The following is a 13,756-nucleotide window of genomic DNA, read 5'->3' as shown; positions in this document are numbered from 1 at the left end:
GTCGGCCTTGGCCAGAGGGAGTCCGTCGCGTGCGCTCAGCGCTCGAGCAGGGCGACGCACTCCACGTGGTGGGTCATCGGGAAGAGGTCGAAGGCGCGCAGCGCCGTGAGCCGGTAGCCGCGCTCGGCGAAGAGCGCCACGTCCCTGGCCAGCGCAGCCGGGTCGCACGCGACGTACGCGACCGCCCGCGGTGCGCGGTCGACGACCTGGTCGACCACGGCACGGCGTGCGCCCTCGCGCGGCGGGTCCAGCACGACCAGGTCGAAGGGCTCGTCGTACTCCCGCCCCAGCACCCCTGCGACGTCGCCGGCGCTCACCCGGACCTTCGCCAGTCCGGACAGGTTGCGCTTGGCGAGCCCGGCGGCGGTGGAGTTTCCCTCCACCGCGACCAGCCGCGCCTCGGCGCCCACCCGCTCGGCCAGGAACCGGCCGAAGAGTCCGACGCCGGCGTACAGGTCGAGCACGGCCTCGCCGGCACGCGGGTCCAGCATCTCCAGGACGGTGTCGACCAGCACCTCCGGCGCTCCGGGGTGCACCTGCCAGAAACCCCCGGGAGCCACCTGGAAGGCGACGCCGTGGACGGTGTGGGAGGCCGGCTCGAGCGACTCGATCAGGCAGTCGTCCACCTCGATGACGTCGGTGGACCGGAACTTCCGCATCCCCCGCCGACCGTCGCCCAGGTCGACGAACCGGCCACGGGTGCGCCAGCGCAACCCGTCGACGTCACCCGGCACGGGTTCCACCACGAGACCGGCCAGGAGCGGGTCCTCCGGCGACATCCTGGCCAGCCGCACCATCTGCTCACGTACGACGTCGAGCTTCAGGTCACGTTGCGCAGGGAGCGAGACGTGCTGGAAGTCGCAACCGCCGCAGCGGTCGGGGCCGGAGAACGAGCACGGCGGGGTGACGCGGTCCCTCGACGGCTCCAGGACCTCGACGGCGTCGCCTCGCCAGAAGCGGTCACCGTCGGTGCCCTCGGTGATCTGCACGACCACCACCTCCCCCGGCAGCGTGTGCCGGGTGAAGACGACGCGGGTCGCGGTCTCGTCGTCCGGGTCGCCTGCAGGCACCCGGACCACGCAGTGGCCGCCGTGCGCGACGGGACCGACCAAGGCCTCGTACCGCTCGCCCACGCGCGACCGTCCTCGCACCTTGCGCTGCCGTGGGTTCCTGCTCATCGGTGCACCTGTCCGCTTCCGTCGTCGTCGTCGACCACCCGGCCGCGACGCAGGTCGCCGGCCTTCACCCGGCCCTGGTCACGGGCCGCGCGCTCGCGCGCCACCTGGGACGACTCGAGCTGGTAGGGCACCGATGTCACCATGACGCCCGGCGAGAAGAGCAGGCGCCCCTTGAGCCGCAGGGCGCTCTGGTTGTGCAGGAGCTGCTCCCACCAGCGGCCCACCACGTACTCGGGGATGTAGACCGCCACCACGCCTCGCGGGCTCGCCCGCCTGATCGCCTGGGCGTACTCCACGATCGGACGCGTGACCTCGCGGTAGGGCGAGTGGAGCACCTTCAGCGGGACGTCGAAGTTGCGCTCCTCCCACGCCTTCACCAGGGCCTGCGTGGTGGCCCGGTCGGTGTCGACGTAGATCGCCTCGAGGACGTTGGGACGGCTGGCCTTGGCGTAGGCCAGGGCGCGCAGGGTCGGCTTGTGGAGCTTGGAGACGAGCACGATTGCGTGGACGCGGGTCGGCAGCACCTTGTCCTGCTCGTCGATGGCCAGCTCGTGGGCCACCTCCTCGTAGTGGCGGCGAACCCCCCGCATCAGCACGAAGAAGGCGGCCATGACCAGCACGGTGATCCACGCGCCGTGGGTGAACTTGGTGATCAGCACGACCACCAGCACCACGCCGGTGAAGGACATGCCGACGGCGTTGATGACCCGCGCACGCTGCATGCGTCCACGCTCCTGGGGGTCCGACTCCCTGCCGAGCAGCCTGGTCCAGTGCCGCACCATGCCGAGCTGGCTGAGCGTGAAGGAGACGAAGACGCCCACGATGTAGAGCTGGATGAGGCGGGTGACCTCTGCGTCGAACGCGATCACGAGCACGACCGACATCGCCCCGAGGAAGACGATGCCGTTGCTGTAGGCCAGTCGGTCACCGCGCGAGCCGAGTGCCTTGGGCAGGTAGCCGTCCTCGGCCAGGATCGAGCCCAGCACCGGGAAGCCGTTGAAGGCGGTGTTGGCGGCCAGCACCAGGATGACGCCGGTGATCACGACGACCAGGTAGAAGCCCGGCGGGAACTCGTCGAAGATGCCGCGGGCGATCTGGGCGATCACCGCGTGCTGGTCGTAGGTGTCGGCGGGTGTGCCGTCGGGGTTGAGGAGGCGCGAGCGGTCGAGGGGGTCGACGTAGCGCAGGCCCATCTGCTTGGCCAGCACGATGACGCTCATCATCATCGAGATGGCGATCAGGCCGAGCAGGAAGAGGGTGGTGGCGGCGTTCTTGCTCTTCGGCTTGCGGAAGGCCGGCACCCCGTTGGAGATCGCCTCGACGCCGGTGAGCGCCGCACAGCCGGAGGAGAACGCCCGCGCCAGCAGCAGGAGGAGCGCGACCATCGTCAGCTCGCCCTCGTAGCCGGGCGCCTCCACGATGCGCAGGTCGGCGCTCTCCACCTGCGGGAGCGTGCCCTGGAGCAGGCGCACCAGTCCGTAGGCGCACATGCCGAGGATCGCGACCATGAAGACGTACGTCGGCACCGCGAAGTACATCCCGGACTCGCGGACGCCGCGCAGGTTGAGCGCCGCCAGCACCACGATCGTCAGCACCGCGAAGGTGGTCTCGTGCCCGTCCAGGAAGCCCACCGCCGAGGAGGCGTAGTGGGCTCCTGCGCTGATGGAGACGGCCACCGTGAGCACGTAGTCGACCAGCAGCGCGCTGGCCACCGTGACCCCGGCCGTACGCCCGAGGTTGACCTTGGCGACCTCGTAGTCGCCGCCACCGCTGGGGTAGGCGTGCACGGTCTGGCGGTAGGACGCGATCACCGCGGTCATGACGACCGCGACGGCCAGCCCCACCTGCCAGGACATGCTGTACGCCGAGGCGCCGGCCAGCGACAGCATGATGAAGATCTCGTCCGGGGCGTAGGCCACCGAGCTGAGCGCGTCACTGGCGAAGACGGGCAGCGCGATGCGCTTGGACAGCAGCGTCTCCCCCAGCTGGGAACTACGCAGCTTGCGGCCAAGAATGATCCGCTTCGACACATCTCCGACACCCACGGGAATGAAGGCTAGACCCATCGGTGGCGGTCGGGCACCCGGCCGGGGATTCTGGGTATAGCGTGTGGCCGTGCACGTCGTGATCATGGGCTGCGGACGCGTGGGTTCCACGCTGGCCCGCAGCCTCGAGGACCGTAACCACACCGTCTCGGTGATCGACACCGACCCGGACGCGTTCCGGCGCCTCGGCGCCGACTTCAACGGGGACAAGATCACCGGGGTCGGCTTCGACCAGGGCGTGCTGGAGAAGGCGGGCGTCCGCCGCGCTGACGCCTTCGCCGCCGTCTCGAGCGGTGACAACTCCAACATCATCGCGGCCCGTGTCGCCCGCGAGACCTTCGGCATCCCGCAGGTCGTCGCCCGGATCTACGACCCCGGCCGCGCCGAGGTCTACCAGCGTCTCGGCATCACGACCGTCGCCACGGTGCGGTGGACGGCCGACCAGATCATGCGGCGCATCCTGCCCGCCGGGGCGGAGCCCAACTTCCGTGACCCGACCGGCACGATCCGGCTCGACCAGGTGCCCATGACCGAGAAGTGGATCGGCCAGCGCACCGTGGTCTTCCAGATGCAGACCCGCAGCCGGATCGCTTGGATCGACCGTCTCGGCGAGGGCATGCTGCCCAACCGCGAGTCCGTGATCCAGGAGGGCGACGTCCTGCACCTCGTCATGCGCGAGGCGACCGCCGCGGAGACCTACAGGGCGATCGAGCAGGGCCCTGAGGAGGAGTACTGACATGCGAGTCGCCATCGCCGGAGCCGGCGCCGTAGGACGCGCCATCGCCCGTGAGCTCATCGAGAACGGCCACGACGTGCTGCTCATCGACCGCGCTGCCACCGCCGTGAAGCCCGAGCGCGTCCCCGAGGCCAGCTGGCTGCTGGCCGACTCGTGCGAGCTCTCCTCGCTCGAGGAGGCCGGGCTGGACTCCTGCGACGTGGTCATCGCCGCCACCGGTGACGACAAGGCCAACCTGGTCACGTCGCTGCTGGCCAAGACCGAGTTCGGGGTGCCGCGCACCGTGGGCCGGGTCAACCACCCGGACAACGAGTGGCTCTTCACCGAGGCCTGGGGCGTCGACGTCAACGTCTCGACCCCACGAATCATGTCGGCCCTGGTCGAGGAGGCCGTCACGGTCGGCGACCTGGTGCGGCTCTTCACCTTCCGCAAGGGCAACGCCAACCTCGTCGAGATGACGCTCCCCGACGACTCCCCCTACGTGGGCAAGCAGGCCGGTCTGGTCCCGCTCCCGGAGAACTGCCAGCTCGTCACGATCCTGCGCGACGGACAGGTCTACCCGCCCAACGACGAGCAGCCGATCGAGTCGGGCGACGAGCTCCTCTTCGTCGTCGGCGAGGACTCCGAGGACGAGCTCCAGCAGCTGCTCGCCCCTCGGGCGACCGGCCGCTGACCCGGGCCCAGCTCCCCGGTCAGTCCAGCGCCCCGAACAGTCCAGCGCCCCGGTGACGGGCATGGTCCCGGTGGCGGCAGGTGTCAGGCGGTGGTCTCCGACGCAGGGGTGCTCGGCGACTCCAGAGGCGTGTGGTTGCGCCCGAGCAGCCAGACCATCAAGGCCAGTGCGCCCAGCTGCAACGGCCAGCCGAGTCCGATCTTGAGCAGGCCCAGGGTCGCCACCGCCGCGTCCGCGTCCATGGCCCCTGACGTTCCGGCCATGTAGATGGGCGCCTGCACGACCACGCGCAGCACGCACGGGGCCGCCAGGACCCAGGTCAGGGTGCTGGTGAGCCGGACGATCTGCCGGTCGCTGCGCCAGGCGGTCGGGTCGCCGGTCACGCTGCCGACCATGAAGCCGACCAGCGGCCAGCGCGTCAGGCACGACAGGGCGAGCACGACGGCGTACCCCGCGTTGTAGAGGACGCCGGGAAGGAAGTACGCCAGCGCCTGTTCGTCGACCGTGCCACCAGCGGCAGCTGCCCGGTTGATGAAGAACCACCCGATCGCGATGCCGACGAGTGCGTTGACGCAGAACTGCACGCTCGAGCGCTGGACCACCCGGATCGCCAGGAGGAGGACGGCAGCACCGATCGAGACGATGAGCGCGAGGCCAAGGTCCTTGGTCGTGAGCCAGGTGGCGGTGAAGAGGATCGTGGGCGCGGCCGCCTCGGCCATGCCCCGTCGTCCCCCGAGGGACTCGGAGAGCTGCTTGCGCACGAGCGCCTCGACGGTGGTCACGTCGGCGCGCGCCGCGTGTTGGTCCTGCTGCTGGCCCTGGGGCTGGTCCTGGCTCATGGCATCAATTCGTAACGAGGGTTGTAGAGGACGCGCCGGCCGTCATGGAGACCGATCCGGCCGGTGACGGTGAGGGCCCGCCCCGGCTCGATGCCGACGATGTGCCGGCGGCCCAGCCAGACGAGCGTGACGATTCCGGTGCCGTCGTCGAGGTCGCCCTCGAGGGTCGGTACCCCGCCACGCGGCATCAAAGTGACCGCCCGCAGGCTGCCTCGCAGAGTCACACGCTCCCGGTCGGGAGCGGAGGCGATGGTCATCGCGCCGGCGCCGCCGTGCTCCTTGCGCAGGTCGCGCTGCTCCTGGTCGGCCGAGTCTGCCCACCGGGAGAGAGCGCCACGCAGCCTGCCGCGGACCTCCACCTCAGTCGCTCCGACGGGCCTGGGGAGGCATCACGAAGGGAAGCGGACGCCCCGGGGGCATCGCCTGGTCCCCGCGGTGCACCACGACCTGGGCGAGCCCGTCCTCCCACTCAGCCGAGTCCTCGGGCTCCACGGCCGGTCGGCCGAGCAACGTGACGCGCAGCATCCAGCGGGGACCGTCGATGCCGATGACCCGCGACGGCTGGACGCCCGCGCTGCCGTCGGGCATCTGGGCGGGCACCTGGCAGAGCAGCTCCGTGCCGAAGCGGCCCTGGCGCTCCGCGGTCTGGCCCCCACGACGGGCCACGTCCTGCACGATCTGCGGACGCGCCTCGTCCCACAGGCTGCCGGTACGGGGCGCGGAGAACGGCTGCATCTCCATGGCCCCGTCCTCGCCGACCAGGAGCACCGCGGCCACGTCGCCGCTCTCCTCGTTGACCTGGAGCCGGAGCTCACGGCCGGGGACGGGGGCGATGCGCAGCGAGCCCAGGTCGATCCGGTCGAGGTCGTCGGGCACCGACGAGGAGTCGTACGGGCCGGACTGGGCCGGCTCCTGCGACGTCACGTCCTCGACAGGCTCCGCGGCGGGAGCCTCGGTGGGCTTTCGACGGAACTTCACAGGTGCTGCCTCCTCATGCTGCTCGTCAGGCCTGTGCGGCCCGGTCGGAGGAGTCGGAAAACCCCCCAGTGGAACCGTAACCCCCCGTGCCACGCACGGAGTCGGGAAGCGCCTCAACCTCCACGTAGCGCACGCGCTCGTAGCGCTGCACGACGAGCTGGGCGATGCGGTCGCCACGCGACAGGCGCAGACTCTCGCGCGGGTCGTGGTTGATCAGCATCACCTTCACCTCGCCCCGGTAGCCGGAGTCGACAGTGCCGGGCGTGTTGACGATGGAGAGGCCGTGGCGTGCCGCCAGGCCGGAGCGCGGGTGCACCAGGGCGACGTAACCGGGCGGAAGGGCCACCGCGATGCCGGTGGGCACGAGCGCGCGCTCCCCCGGCCCCAGCTCGAGGTCGACCGTCGTCCGCAGGTCAGCGCCCGCGTCACCCGGGTGCGCGTACGCCGGCAACGGGAGCCCCTGGTCGAGACGGACGATCTGCACGTCGAGGTCGTGGTCATTCACGCGCCGGACCCTACCGGGGGCCGGGCACGCGCACCTACCTCCGTCCCGTCCCCGGTCGCCACATAGGCTGGTGGTCGTGGACTACTCCGAGCGACTGCACGTACCACTGCGGTGGTGGGTCCAGGGCACCATGCTCATCGCCACCTTCTGGCTGGCCCTCGTCGTGTCGATCCCCGAGGCCGCCGCCTGGGCGATCACGGCGGTCACCCTGGCCCTCATGAGCGCCCTGTTCCTCGCCTACGGCGCCCGCATCCGGGTCTCCGACGGCGTCCTGCACGCTGGCAAGGCGCACATCTCCCTGGCGTACGTCGGTGACGTGGAGCCGCTGGACGACGCGGCCACCAAGCGTCTCGCCGGCGTCGAGGCGGACGCCCGTGCGTTCCTGCTGCTGCGGCCCTACCTCAAGCGCTCCGTCAAGGTGCACCTGACCGACCCGGACGACCCCGCCCCCTACTGGTTGCTCCACACGCGGCACCCGCAGGAACTGGCGGCCGCGATCACCGGTGCCGCCGCGTCGGCGCGCAGCGGCACCTCGGCTCGCTAGGCTGGGTCGACCGACCTACAGGAGGAACTCGCATGGCATCCGGCTCCAAGCTCTGGACCGCATTCTCCCTCGCCGCCGCAGTGGGAGCGGCCGCGGTCGCCAAGAAGGGGCTCGACCAGACCTGGCGAGCAGCCACCGGCAAGAACCCGCCCGCCAACCCGGCCGATCCCGACGTCGACCTGTGGGAGGCAGTGGCCTGGGCCGCGGTGAGCGGCACCGCCGTCGCCCTGGCCCGGATGCTCGCCACGCGCAAGGCGGCCACGTACTACGCGAAGTCCACCGGGCACCTGCCCCCCGGCCTCGAGAAGGACGGGCAGGACGCCTCGAAGGCGAAGCCCCAGGCCTGAGCTGCTGACGACATGACGAAGGCCGTGCCCCCTCGGGGACACGGCCTTCGTTGTGTGTGTGCTCAGGCACGACGTGCGACGCTGCGGCCCACTGGGCCCAGCCCTGACTCAGGCTGGGCGTGCCGTGGTCCGGCAGGGATCACACGCAGTCGCGACAGATCAGCTTATCGGCATCTGCCAGCTGCGAGCGGTGGTGCACCAGGAAGCAGCTCATGCAGGTGAACTCGTCCTCCTGCTTGGGCTTCACCTCGACGGCGAGCTCCTCGTGCGACAGGTCGGCGCCGGGCAGCTCGAAGGACTCAGCGGCCTCCGTCTCGTCCTCATCGACCTTGCCGGAGTTCTTGTCGTGCCGTCGAGCCTTGAGTTCCTCGATGCTCTCTTCGCTCTGGTCTTCCTCGGTCTTGCGGGGTGCGTCGTAGTCGGTCGCCATCTCTTCTTCCAGTTCCCGAAATTCGTGCCGTAGGTCGGCCTCGCTGCGTGGTCGGCGCGAGGATTGTGCCCCATGAGGCCGCCGTCAACACCAATGGCGGCTCGCTTCGTGCCCAACAGGACATCCCCCGGCGGTATTCCGGAGCCGAATGTGACGCACAACGCTCATCCCACGAACCCGGTGTCCCGGAGATCCGCGACGAAACCGTCCCACTCGGACGGTGTGCTGGCAACCACGACCGAATCCTCGGACCATCCTGCGAGACGACGTCCCAGCTCCCCCGGCATCAGGGCGAACCGGCCGCCCGCCTCGGTGAGGACCAGCTGGCCCGCGGCCCAGTCCCAGATGCGTGGCCCCTCCTCCACGTAGGCGTCAGCGAGCCCCTCGGCGAGGTGGCACAGGTCGAGGGCGCAGGACCCGGCGCGACGGATGTCCCGGACGCGCGGCAGGAGCCTGGCCACGCAGGCACCTTGGTGGGCGCGCACCTCGGGCAGGTACCCGAAACCGGTGAGCACGAGGCGGGCCCCTGCGGGGGCAGCACCGCGTACGCCGATCGGCACGCCGTCCTTCGTCGCCCCGTGGCCGCGCGCAGCGGCGTAGACGTGGCCCTGGACGACGGCCACGACCGCGCCGGCCACGACCGCGCCGTCGACCTCCGCAGCGACCGAGACCGCGTACTCCGGGATGCCGTAGAGCAGGTTGACGGTGCCGTCGACCGGGTCGACGATCCAGCGGACCCGGCTGGTGCCGGCGGCCTCGCCCTCCTCCTCGCCCAGGATCGTGTCGTCGGGCCGGGCGGCGAGGATCAGCTCACGCAGCAGCGCCTCACTGCGCCGGTCCACCTCGGTGACCACGTCGACCGCGCTCGACTTGGTGTCGGCGACCTCGACGCCGTCGGCGTGCTCCCGCACGAGGGCGGCCGCAGCCGTGGCGACCTCGACGGCCAGGTCACGCAGCTGCTCAGGCTCCGCCCCGGCAGGCCCAGGCGCTCCGGACGGGGTCACGAGTCGACTCCGCACGCGGCCGGGCGGGGGCCTCGCGGGTTGGGGCAGCAGCCGACGGCACACAGGTCCGGTCCAGCGCCGAGGCTGCCGAGGCTCACACGCACCGGGGCCTCGCCCCTCTCGGCCGCAGCCCGCTCCAGGAGCAGGTCACGCACCAGCGCGACGAAGCGCGGGTCCGTGCCCGGCGTACCGGCCCTCGCCGCCGCCATGCCGAGCCCTTCGGCAGTGGCCATCGCCTCGGTGTCGAGGTCGTAGACGACCTCCATGTGGTCGGAGACGAACCCGATCGGCACCATGACCACTCCGCTCACGCCCTCGGCCGAGAGCTCCTCCAGGCGGTCGTTGACGTCCGGCTCGAGCCACGGGACGTGCGGCGCCCCGGAGCGCGAGCAGTAGACGAGCTCGTGCTGGGGCGTACGTCCGGTGCGGGCGGCGACACGGTCGACGACCTCGGCCATCACGCTCAGGTGCTGGGCGAGGTAGGCACCGCCGTCGGCGCCGCTCCCGTCGTTCATCGCGGTGGGGATCGAGTGCGTGACGAACAGCAGCCGAGCCTCGTCGCGTACCGCCTCGGGCAGCGAGTCGAGTGCCCGGAGCGTCTCGTCGACGAAGGGCTCCACGAAGCCCGGGTGGTTGTAGTACTGGCGCAGTCGCTCGAGGCGCGGGGCACCCTCGACCTCGGCGACCGCGTCGGCGAGGTTCTCCCGGTACTGACGGCACGACGAGTAGGACGAGTACGCCGAGGTGGTGAAGACGGCGGCCCGCTGGATGCCGTCGGCGCGCATCTCCTCCACCGCGTCGGCCAGGTAGGGGTCCCAGTTGCGGTTGCCCCAGTAGACCGGGAGGTCGACTCCGGCCGCCGCGAGATCCTCACGGATGGCCGCGAGCAGGGCCCGGTTCTGGTCGTTGATCGGGGAACGGCCCCCGAAGCCGAAGTAGTGCTGGCCGACCTCCTCGAGGCGTTCCCGCGGGATGCCTCGACCGCGGGTCACGTTCTCGAGGAAGGGCACCACGTCCTCGGGCTTCTCCGGACCCCCGAAGGAGAGCAGGAGGAGGGCGTCGTAGGGGACGACCTGGGGGGCGGCCTGGGGCTGGTCCACAGCAGTCATGTCAGCCATCGTAGGGAGGCCGTCCCACCGGACTGCCCTTCCGCACTACGCTTCACAGCCATGACGACGTGGAGCAACTGGGCGGGACTCGAACGGGCCACGCCGTCGCGCACCGAGCAGCCCCGCGACGCCGCCGAGGTCCTCGCCGCGGTGGATCGGGCACGGGCGGAGGGCACCACCCTCAAGATGGTCGGCAGCGGCCACAGCTTCACCGCCGTCTCTGCGCCTGAGCACACCATGCTCACCCCGCAGGAGCTGACCGGCCTCGTGCGGGTCGACCGCGACGCCATGACCGTGACCGCCCGCGCGGGCACCCAGCTCAAACACCTCAACACGCTGCTCGAGTCGGCCGGACTGTCGCTGCACAACATGGGTGACATCGCCGAGCAGACGCTGGCCGGCGCCATCTCCACGGGGACGCACGGCTCGGGCGGCACCAACGCCGGGCTAGCGGCCCAGGTCGCCGGCTTCGAGATCGTCACGGGCGCCGGCGAGCTGCTCCGGGCCGACGCCACGCAGCACCGTGACCTCTTCGAGCTCGGACGGGTCGGCCTCGGCGCGCTGGGCGTCCTGACGGAGGTCACCTTCCAGGTGGAGCCGCTCTTCTGCCTCGAGGCCGAGGAACGACCCATCGGGTGGGAGGAGCTGCTCGAGTCGTTCGACGAGCTCACCCGTACGCACCACCACGTGGACGTGCACTGGTTCCCGCACACCGACGGGGCACTGCTCAAGGCGAACACCCGGGTCACCGACCCACCGGCGACGGCCTCGCCGCCGTCGGTCCTGCGGTCGTGGTGGGACGACGACTTCCTCTCCAACACGGTCTTCGGCGCCGCCTCGTGGCTGGGGTCGCGCCGCCCGGGCCTCGTGCCCCGCATCAACGCCTTCGCCGCCGGGGCGCTCACGCCCCGGACGTACACCGACGTCGCTCACCGCGTCTTCGTCTCGCCGCGCCGGGTCGTCTTCCGCGAGATGGAGTACGCGCTCCCCCGCGACGTCGGCCTCGAGGCCCTGCGCGAGGCCCGTCGCGTCATCGACGCGCACGACTGGCGGATCGGCTTCCCGGTCGAGATCCGCACGGCCAGGGCCGACGACGTGGCTCTGTCGACGGCGTACGGACGGGACTCGCTCTACCTGGCCTTCCACGTGCACCGCGACGCCGACCACAGGGCCTACTTCGCCGCCGTCGAGGACGTGATGAAGAGCTTCGGTGGCCGCCCCCACTGGGGCAAGATCCACACTCGGAGCGCCACCGACCTCGCGGCCCTCTACCCCAGGTTCGACGAGTTCCTCACCCTGCGTGACCGCCTCGATCCCGACCGCGTCCTCGCCAACCCCTACCTCCGACATGTCCTCGGCGACTGAACCCCACGGGTCTCACCCGTCACAGCTCGCGCCCCCGAGCCGGTCGGACGCACCCGCCACCTCCACGACCTGCGCCACGCCCGGGGCTGGCGTAGGCTCAACCCACGCACGCACGACGTCCCGGGAAGACTCCCGGGCAGCACACGGGGCAGGAGCACGGCAGGCGATGGCGCACCTCACGCTCGTCGGACTGAGCGAGGACCGTACGCGGTTGTTGCTGGTCAACGGCGACGGCGATGAGTTCACCCTCGACGTCGACAACGCTCTGCGCTCCGCCGTCCGCGGCGAGCAGCCCCGCCCAGGCCACTTGGAGACACGTATGGACAGCGCACTTCGCCCTCGCGACATCCAGGCCCGCATCCGCTCCGGAGAGTCTGCGGAGGCGGTGGCCGAGGCGGCCCACACGTCGGTCGACAAGATCATGCCGTACGCCGCGCCCGTGCTCGCCGAGCGCGCCCACGTCGCCGACCGGGCCCAGCGCTCCTCCATCCGACGGCGCGCCTCCGAGGGCGGCGCCTCCCCGAGTGGCGCCCGCACCCTGCAGGACGCCGTCGCCCACCAGCTGCGCAGCCACAACGTCGACCCCGAGACGGTCGAGTGGGACGCCTTCCGCCGCGAGGACGGCAAGTGGACCCTCACCGGCCTCTTCGAGAGCGGCCCGCGCTGTGGCGTCGCGACCTTCACCTTCGACATGCCCGGCAACTACGTGACGCTGGACGACGACGACGCACGCTGGCTCGTCGGCGACGCGCGCCCCGAGACCGCTGTCGCGCCGGAGCCGCCGGCCGGGGCCCCCGGGCCGCGGCGCCTGAGCGCCGTCCGCTCGGAGACCTCGCTGGGCGACGACGCGATCCAGCTGGTCACCACGCCGCGGGCCCAGGACACCACCCCGGACTTCCTGCGCGACTTCGCCGCCGACCACGACGCCACCCAGGACCTCACCGGCGCACTGCAGGGCGGCGTCCCCGAGGAGACCGCGGGCCAGGACGAGCCGGGCCGCGAGTCGTCCCCCGTCGCCCAGACCGACGCCACGCCGCAGGCCGAGCCCCAGGAGGCGCCTGCGGAGACGCCTCGCAAGTCGTCGCGCAAGCGCCGCGCCGTCCCGAGCTGGGACGAGATCATGTTCGGTGGCGGAACGGGCGAATGACGGCTGCGCCTCGGGTGACGGGTCTCTTCGTCCACCCGGTCAAGAGCATGGCCCTGCGTCCGCTCCACCGTGCTCGGCTGCTGCCGCGCGGCCTGGCCGACGACCGGTCCTGGGTGCTGGTCGACGCCCACGGCGTCCTCGTCTCGGCTCGGACCGATCCCCAGCTCCTCGCGGTCGAGGCCGACACCCCCTCCACCGACCCCACGGTCACCCACGCGCTGCGCCTGCGCTCGGCGGGACTGCCCGACCACGCCGTCGAGGTGCCCGACGGCTCACCGGTGCCACTGCGTCTGCACCGCAACGACCTGACCGGGGTTCCGGCCGACGAGGAGGCCCAGCGGTGGGTGCGCGCCGCGGTGGGCCGTGACGACGTACGCCTGCTCTGGTGCCAGGCGCCCGAGCAGCGGCGGTTGAACCCTGCGTACTCCCGCCCCGGTGACCACACCGCCTACGCCGACGGCTATCCGGTGACGTTGGCGAGCGAGGACTCCCTGCGCCAGCTCAACGACTGGGTCGCACAGGAGGCATCGAGGCGGGGCGAGGCGGCGCCCGTGCCGATGACGATGGCTCGCTTCCGGCCCAACGTGGTGGTGGCCGGCACCTCGCCCTTCGAGGAGGACGGGTGGCGGCGGGTGCGGATCGGCGACACGGTGCTGCGCATGGCCCGGCCCACGGACCGGTGCGTGATGACGACGTTCGACCCGCAGACTCTCGCGCGGGGCAAGGAACCCCTCCGGACGTTGGCCAAGCACCGGCGCTGGGACTCGAAGACCTGGTTCGCGGTCAACCTGGTGCCGGAGGTACCGGGGACCGTCGCGGTCGGCGACGAGGTCGTCGTGGAGGACTGACCGGCAGC

General features: G+C 71.4%; 16 protein-coding genes. 7 read left to right on the top strand and 9 right to left on the bottom strand.

Features of this window, described 5'->3' with window-relative positions; all coding sequences use genetic code 11:
* Positions 1 to 35: 35 nt before the first annotated feature.
* The gene (locus tag FCL41_RS06810) at positions 36 to 1,178 is read right to left on the bottom strand and encodes a class I SAM-dependent RNA methyltransferase (RefSeq protein WP_137066758.1); all 1,143 of its coding nucleotides are present in this window, start codon (positions 1,176 to 1,178) and stop codon (positions 36 to 38) included.
* A complete protein-coding gene (locus tag FCL41_RS06805) occupies positions 1,175 to 3,223 on the bottom strand; it encodes an APC family permease (RefSeq protein ID WP_420846567.1) in 2,049 nt (682 codons plus the stop codon). The genes FCL41_RS06810 and FCL41_RS06805 overlap by 4 nt, the downstream gene beginning before the upstream one ends.
* Before the next feature lie 85 nt (positions 3,224 to 3,308).
* On the opposite strand from FCL41_RS06805, the gene FCL41_RS06800 reads away from it, so the two are divergent.
* Positions 3,309 to 3,959, top strand: coding sequence for a potassium channel family protein (locus tag FCL41_RS06800; RefSeq protein WP_420846573.1), 651 nt, complete (start codon positions 3,309 to 3,311; stop codon positions 3,957 to 3,959).
* Position 3,960: 1 nt separating this feature from the next.
* Positions 3,961 to 4,632, top strand: coding sequence for a potassium channel family protein (locus FCL41_RS06795; protein WP_137066755.1), 672 nt, complete (start codon positions 3,961 to 3,963; stop codon positions 4,630 to 4,632).
* Between the two features lie 83 nt (positions 4,633 to 4,715).
* On the opposite strand, the gene FCL41_RS06790 is transcribed toward FCL41_RS06795, so the two are convergent.
* The 4 genes from FCL41_RS06790 to dut are packed head-to-tail and all read right to left on the bottom strand — an operon-like array spanning position 4,716 to position 6,954.
* The gene (locus FCL41_RS06790) at positions 4,716 to 5,471 is read right to left on the bottom strand and encodes a DUF3159 domain-containing protein (RefSeq protein ID WP_137066754.1); all 756 of its coding nucleotides are present in this window, start codon (positions 5,469 to 5,471) and stop codon (positions 4,716 to 4,718) included.
* Positions 5,468 to 5,830 carry an OB-fold nucleic acid binding domain-containing protein gene (locus tag FCL41_RS06785; RefSeq protein ID WP_137066753.1) on the bottom strand — a complete coding sequence of 121 codons (363 nt, stop codon included), beginning with the start codon at positions 5,828 to 5,830 and terminating at the stop codon, positions 5,468 to 5,470. Before FCL41_RS06785 ends, FCL41_RS06790 begins: the two co-directional genes overlap by 4 nt.
* 1 nt (position 5,831) lies before the next feature.
* Positions 5,832 to 6,449, bottom strand: a complete 618-nt coding sequence (locus FCL41_RS06780; RefSeq protein ID WP_170970308.1) for a DUF3710 domain-containing protein — start codon at positions 6,447 to 6,449, stop codon at positions 5,832 to 5,834.
* A 25-nt stretch (positions 6,450 to 6,474) separates the two neighbouring features.
* Positions 6,475 to 6,954 carry a dUTP diphosphatase gene (gene dut / locus FCL41_RS06775; protein ID WP_137066751.1) on the bottom strand — a complete coding sequence of 160 codons (480 nt, stop codon included), beginning with the start codon at positions 6,952 to 6,954 and terminating at the stop codon, positions 6,475 to 6,477.
* 76 nt (positions 6,955 to 7,030) lie between these two features.
* Between dut and FCL41_RS06770 the strand changes: the two genes are divergently transcribed.
* Positions 7,031 to 7,498, top strand: coding sequence for a DUF3093 domain-containing protein (locus FCL41_RS06770; protein WP_239021823.1), 468 nt, complete (start codon positions 7,031 to 7,033; stop codon positions 7,496 to 7,498).
* A 32-nt stretch (positions 7,499 to 7,530) separates the two neighbouring features.
* A complete protein-coding gene (locus FCL41_RS06765) occupies positions 7,531 to 7,845 on the top strand; it encodes a DUF4235 domain-containing protein (RefSeq protein WP_137066750.1) in 315 nt (104 codons plus the stop codon).
* Positions 7,846 to 7,984: 139 nt separating this feature from the next.
* Here FCL41_RS06765 and FCL41_RS06760 read toward each other — a convergent pair whose 3' ends face one another.
* The 3 genes from FCL41_RS06760 to FCL41_RS06750 all read right to left on the bottom strand — a co-directional run bounded on the left by FCL41_RS06760 (position 7,985) and on the right by FCL41_RS06750 (position 10,388).
* The gene (locus tag FCL41_RS06760; RefSeq protein ID WP_137066749.1) at positions 7,985 to 8,275 is read right to left on the bottom strand and encodes a DUF4193 domain-containing protein; all 291 of its coding nucleotides are present in this window, start codon (positions 8,273 to 8,275) and stop codon (positions 7,985 to 7,987) included.
* Between the two features lie 164 nt (positions 8,276 to 8,439).
* Entirely contained in the window at positions 8,440 to 9,279 is an 840-nt protein-coding gene (locus FCL41_RS06755) for an inositol monophosphatase family protein (protein WP_137066748.1), read from the bottom strand.
* A complete protein-coding gene (locus FCL41_RS06750) occupies positions 9,276 to 10,388 on the bottom strand; it encodes a ferrochelatase (protein WP_137066747.1) in 1,113 nt (370 codons plus the stop codon). Before FCL41_RS06750 ends, FCL41_RS06755 begins: the two co-directional genes overlap by 4 nt.
* Positions 10,389 to 10,448: 60 nt before the next feature.
* Here FCL41_RS06750 and FCL41_RS06745 point away from each other — a divergent pair, with 60 nt between their 5' ends.
* From FCL41_RS06745 to FCL41_RS06735, 3 genes are all read left to right on the top strand, one after another.
* A complete protein-coding gene (locus FCL41_RS06745) occupies positions 10,449 to 11,753 on the top strand; it encodes a D-arabinono-1,4-lactone oxidase (protein ID WP_137066746.1) in 1,305 nt (434 codons plus the stop codon).
* 166 nt (positions 11,754 to 11,919) lie between these two features.
* Positions 11,920 to 12,900, top strand: a complete 981-nt coding sequence (gene sepH, locus FCL41_RS06740; RefSeq protein ID WP_170970307.1) for a septation protein SepH — start codon at positions 11,920 to 11,922, stop codon at positions 12,898 to 12,900.
* Positions 12,897 to 13,748 (top strand): MOSC domain-containing protein, encoded by an 852-nt coding sequence (locus FCL41_RS06735; protein ID WP_137066744.1) that lies wholly within the window; start codon positions 12,897 to 12,899, stop codon positions 13,746 to 13,748. Before sepH ends, FCL41_RS06735 begins: the two co-directional genes overlap by 4 nt.
* The last annotated feature ends 8 nt before the right edge of the window (positions 13,749 to 13,756 follow it).

The organism is Nocardioides jishulii, from assembly GCF_006007965.1.
Classification (GTDB): Bacteria; Actinomycetota; Actinomycetes; order Propionibacteriales; family Nocardioidaceae; genus Nocardioides; species Nocardioides jishulii.
Note: the sequence above shows the minus strand (reverse complement) of the source record. Positions and strands in the feature narration are given on the sequence as shown.

Bases quoted from the DNA above. Each gene is read 5' to 3' on its own strand.
- FCL41_RS06810 (WP_137066758.1), bottom strand. From the start codon at position 1,178: ATGAGCAGGAACCCACGGCAGCGCAAGGTGCGAGGACGGTCGCGCGTG.
- FCL41_RS06800 (WP_420846573.1), top strand. From the start codon at position 3,309: ATGGGCTGCGGACGCGTGGGTTCCACGCTGGCCCGCAGCCTCGAGGAC.
- FCL41_RS06795 (WP_137066755.1), top strand. From the start codon at position 3,961: ATGCGAGTCGCCATCGCCGGAGCCGGCGCCGTAGGACGCGCCATCGCC.
- FCL41_RS06790 (WP_137066754.1), bottom strand. From the start codon at position 5,471: ATGAGCCAGGACCAGCCCCAGGGCCAGCAGCAGGACCAACACGCGGCG.
- FCL41_RS06765 (WP_137066750.1), top strand. From the start codon at position 7,531: ATGGCATCCGGCTCCAAGCTCTGGACCGCATTCTCCCTCGCCGCCGCA.
- FCL41_RS06760 (WP_137066749.1), bottom strand. From the start codon at position 8,275: ATGGCGACCGACTACGACGCACCCCGCAAGACCGAGGAAGACCAGAGC.
- FCL41_RS06750 (WP_137066747.1), bottom strand. From the start codon at position 10,388: ATGACTGCTGTGGACCAGCCCCAGGCCGCCCCCCAGGTCGTCCCCTAC.
- FCL41_RS06745 (WP_137066746.1), top strand. From the start codon at position 10,449: ATGACGACGTGGAGCAACTGGGCGGGACTCGAACGGGCCACGCCGTCG.
- sepH (WP_170970307.1), top strand. From the start codon at position 11,920: ATGGCGCACCTCACGCTCGTCGGACTGAGCGAGGACCGTACGCGGTTG.
- FCL41_RS06735 (WP_137066744.1), top strand. From the start codon at position 12,897: ATGACGGCTGCGCCTCGGGTGACGGGTCTCTTCGTCCACCCGGTCAAG.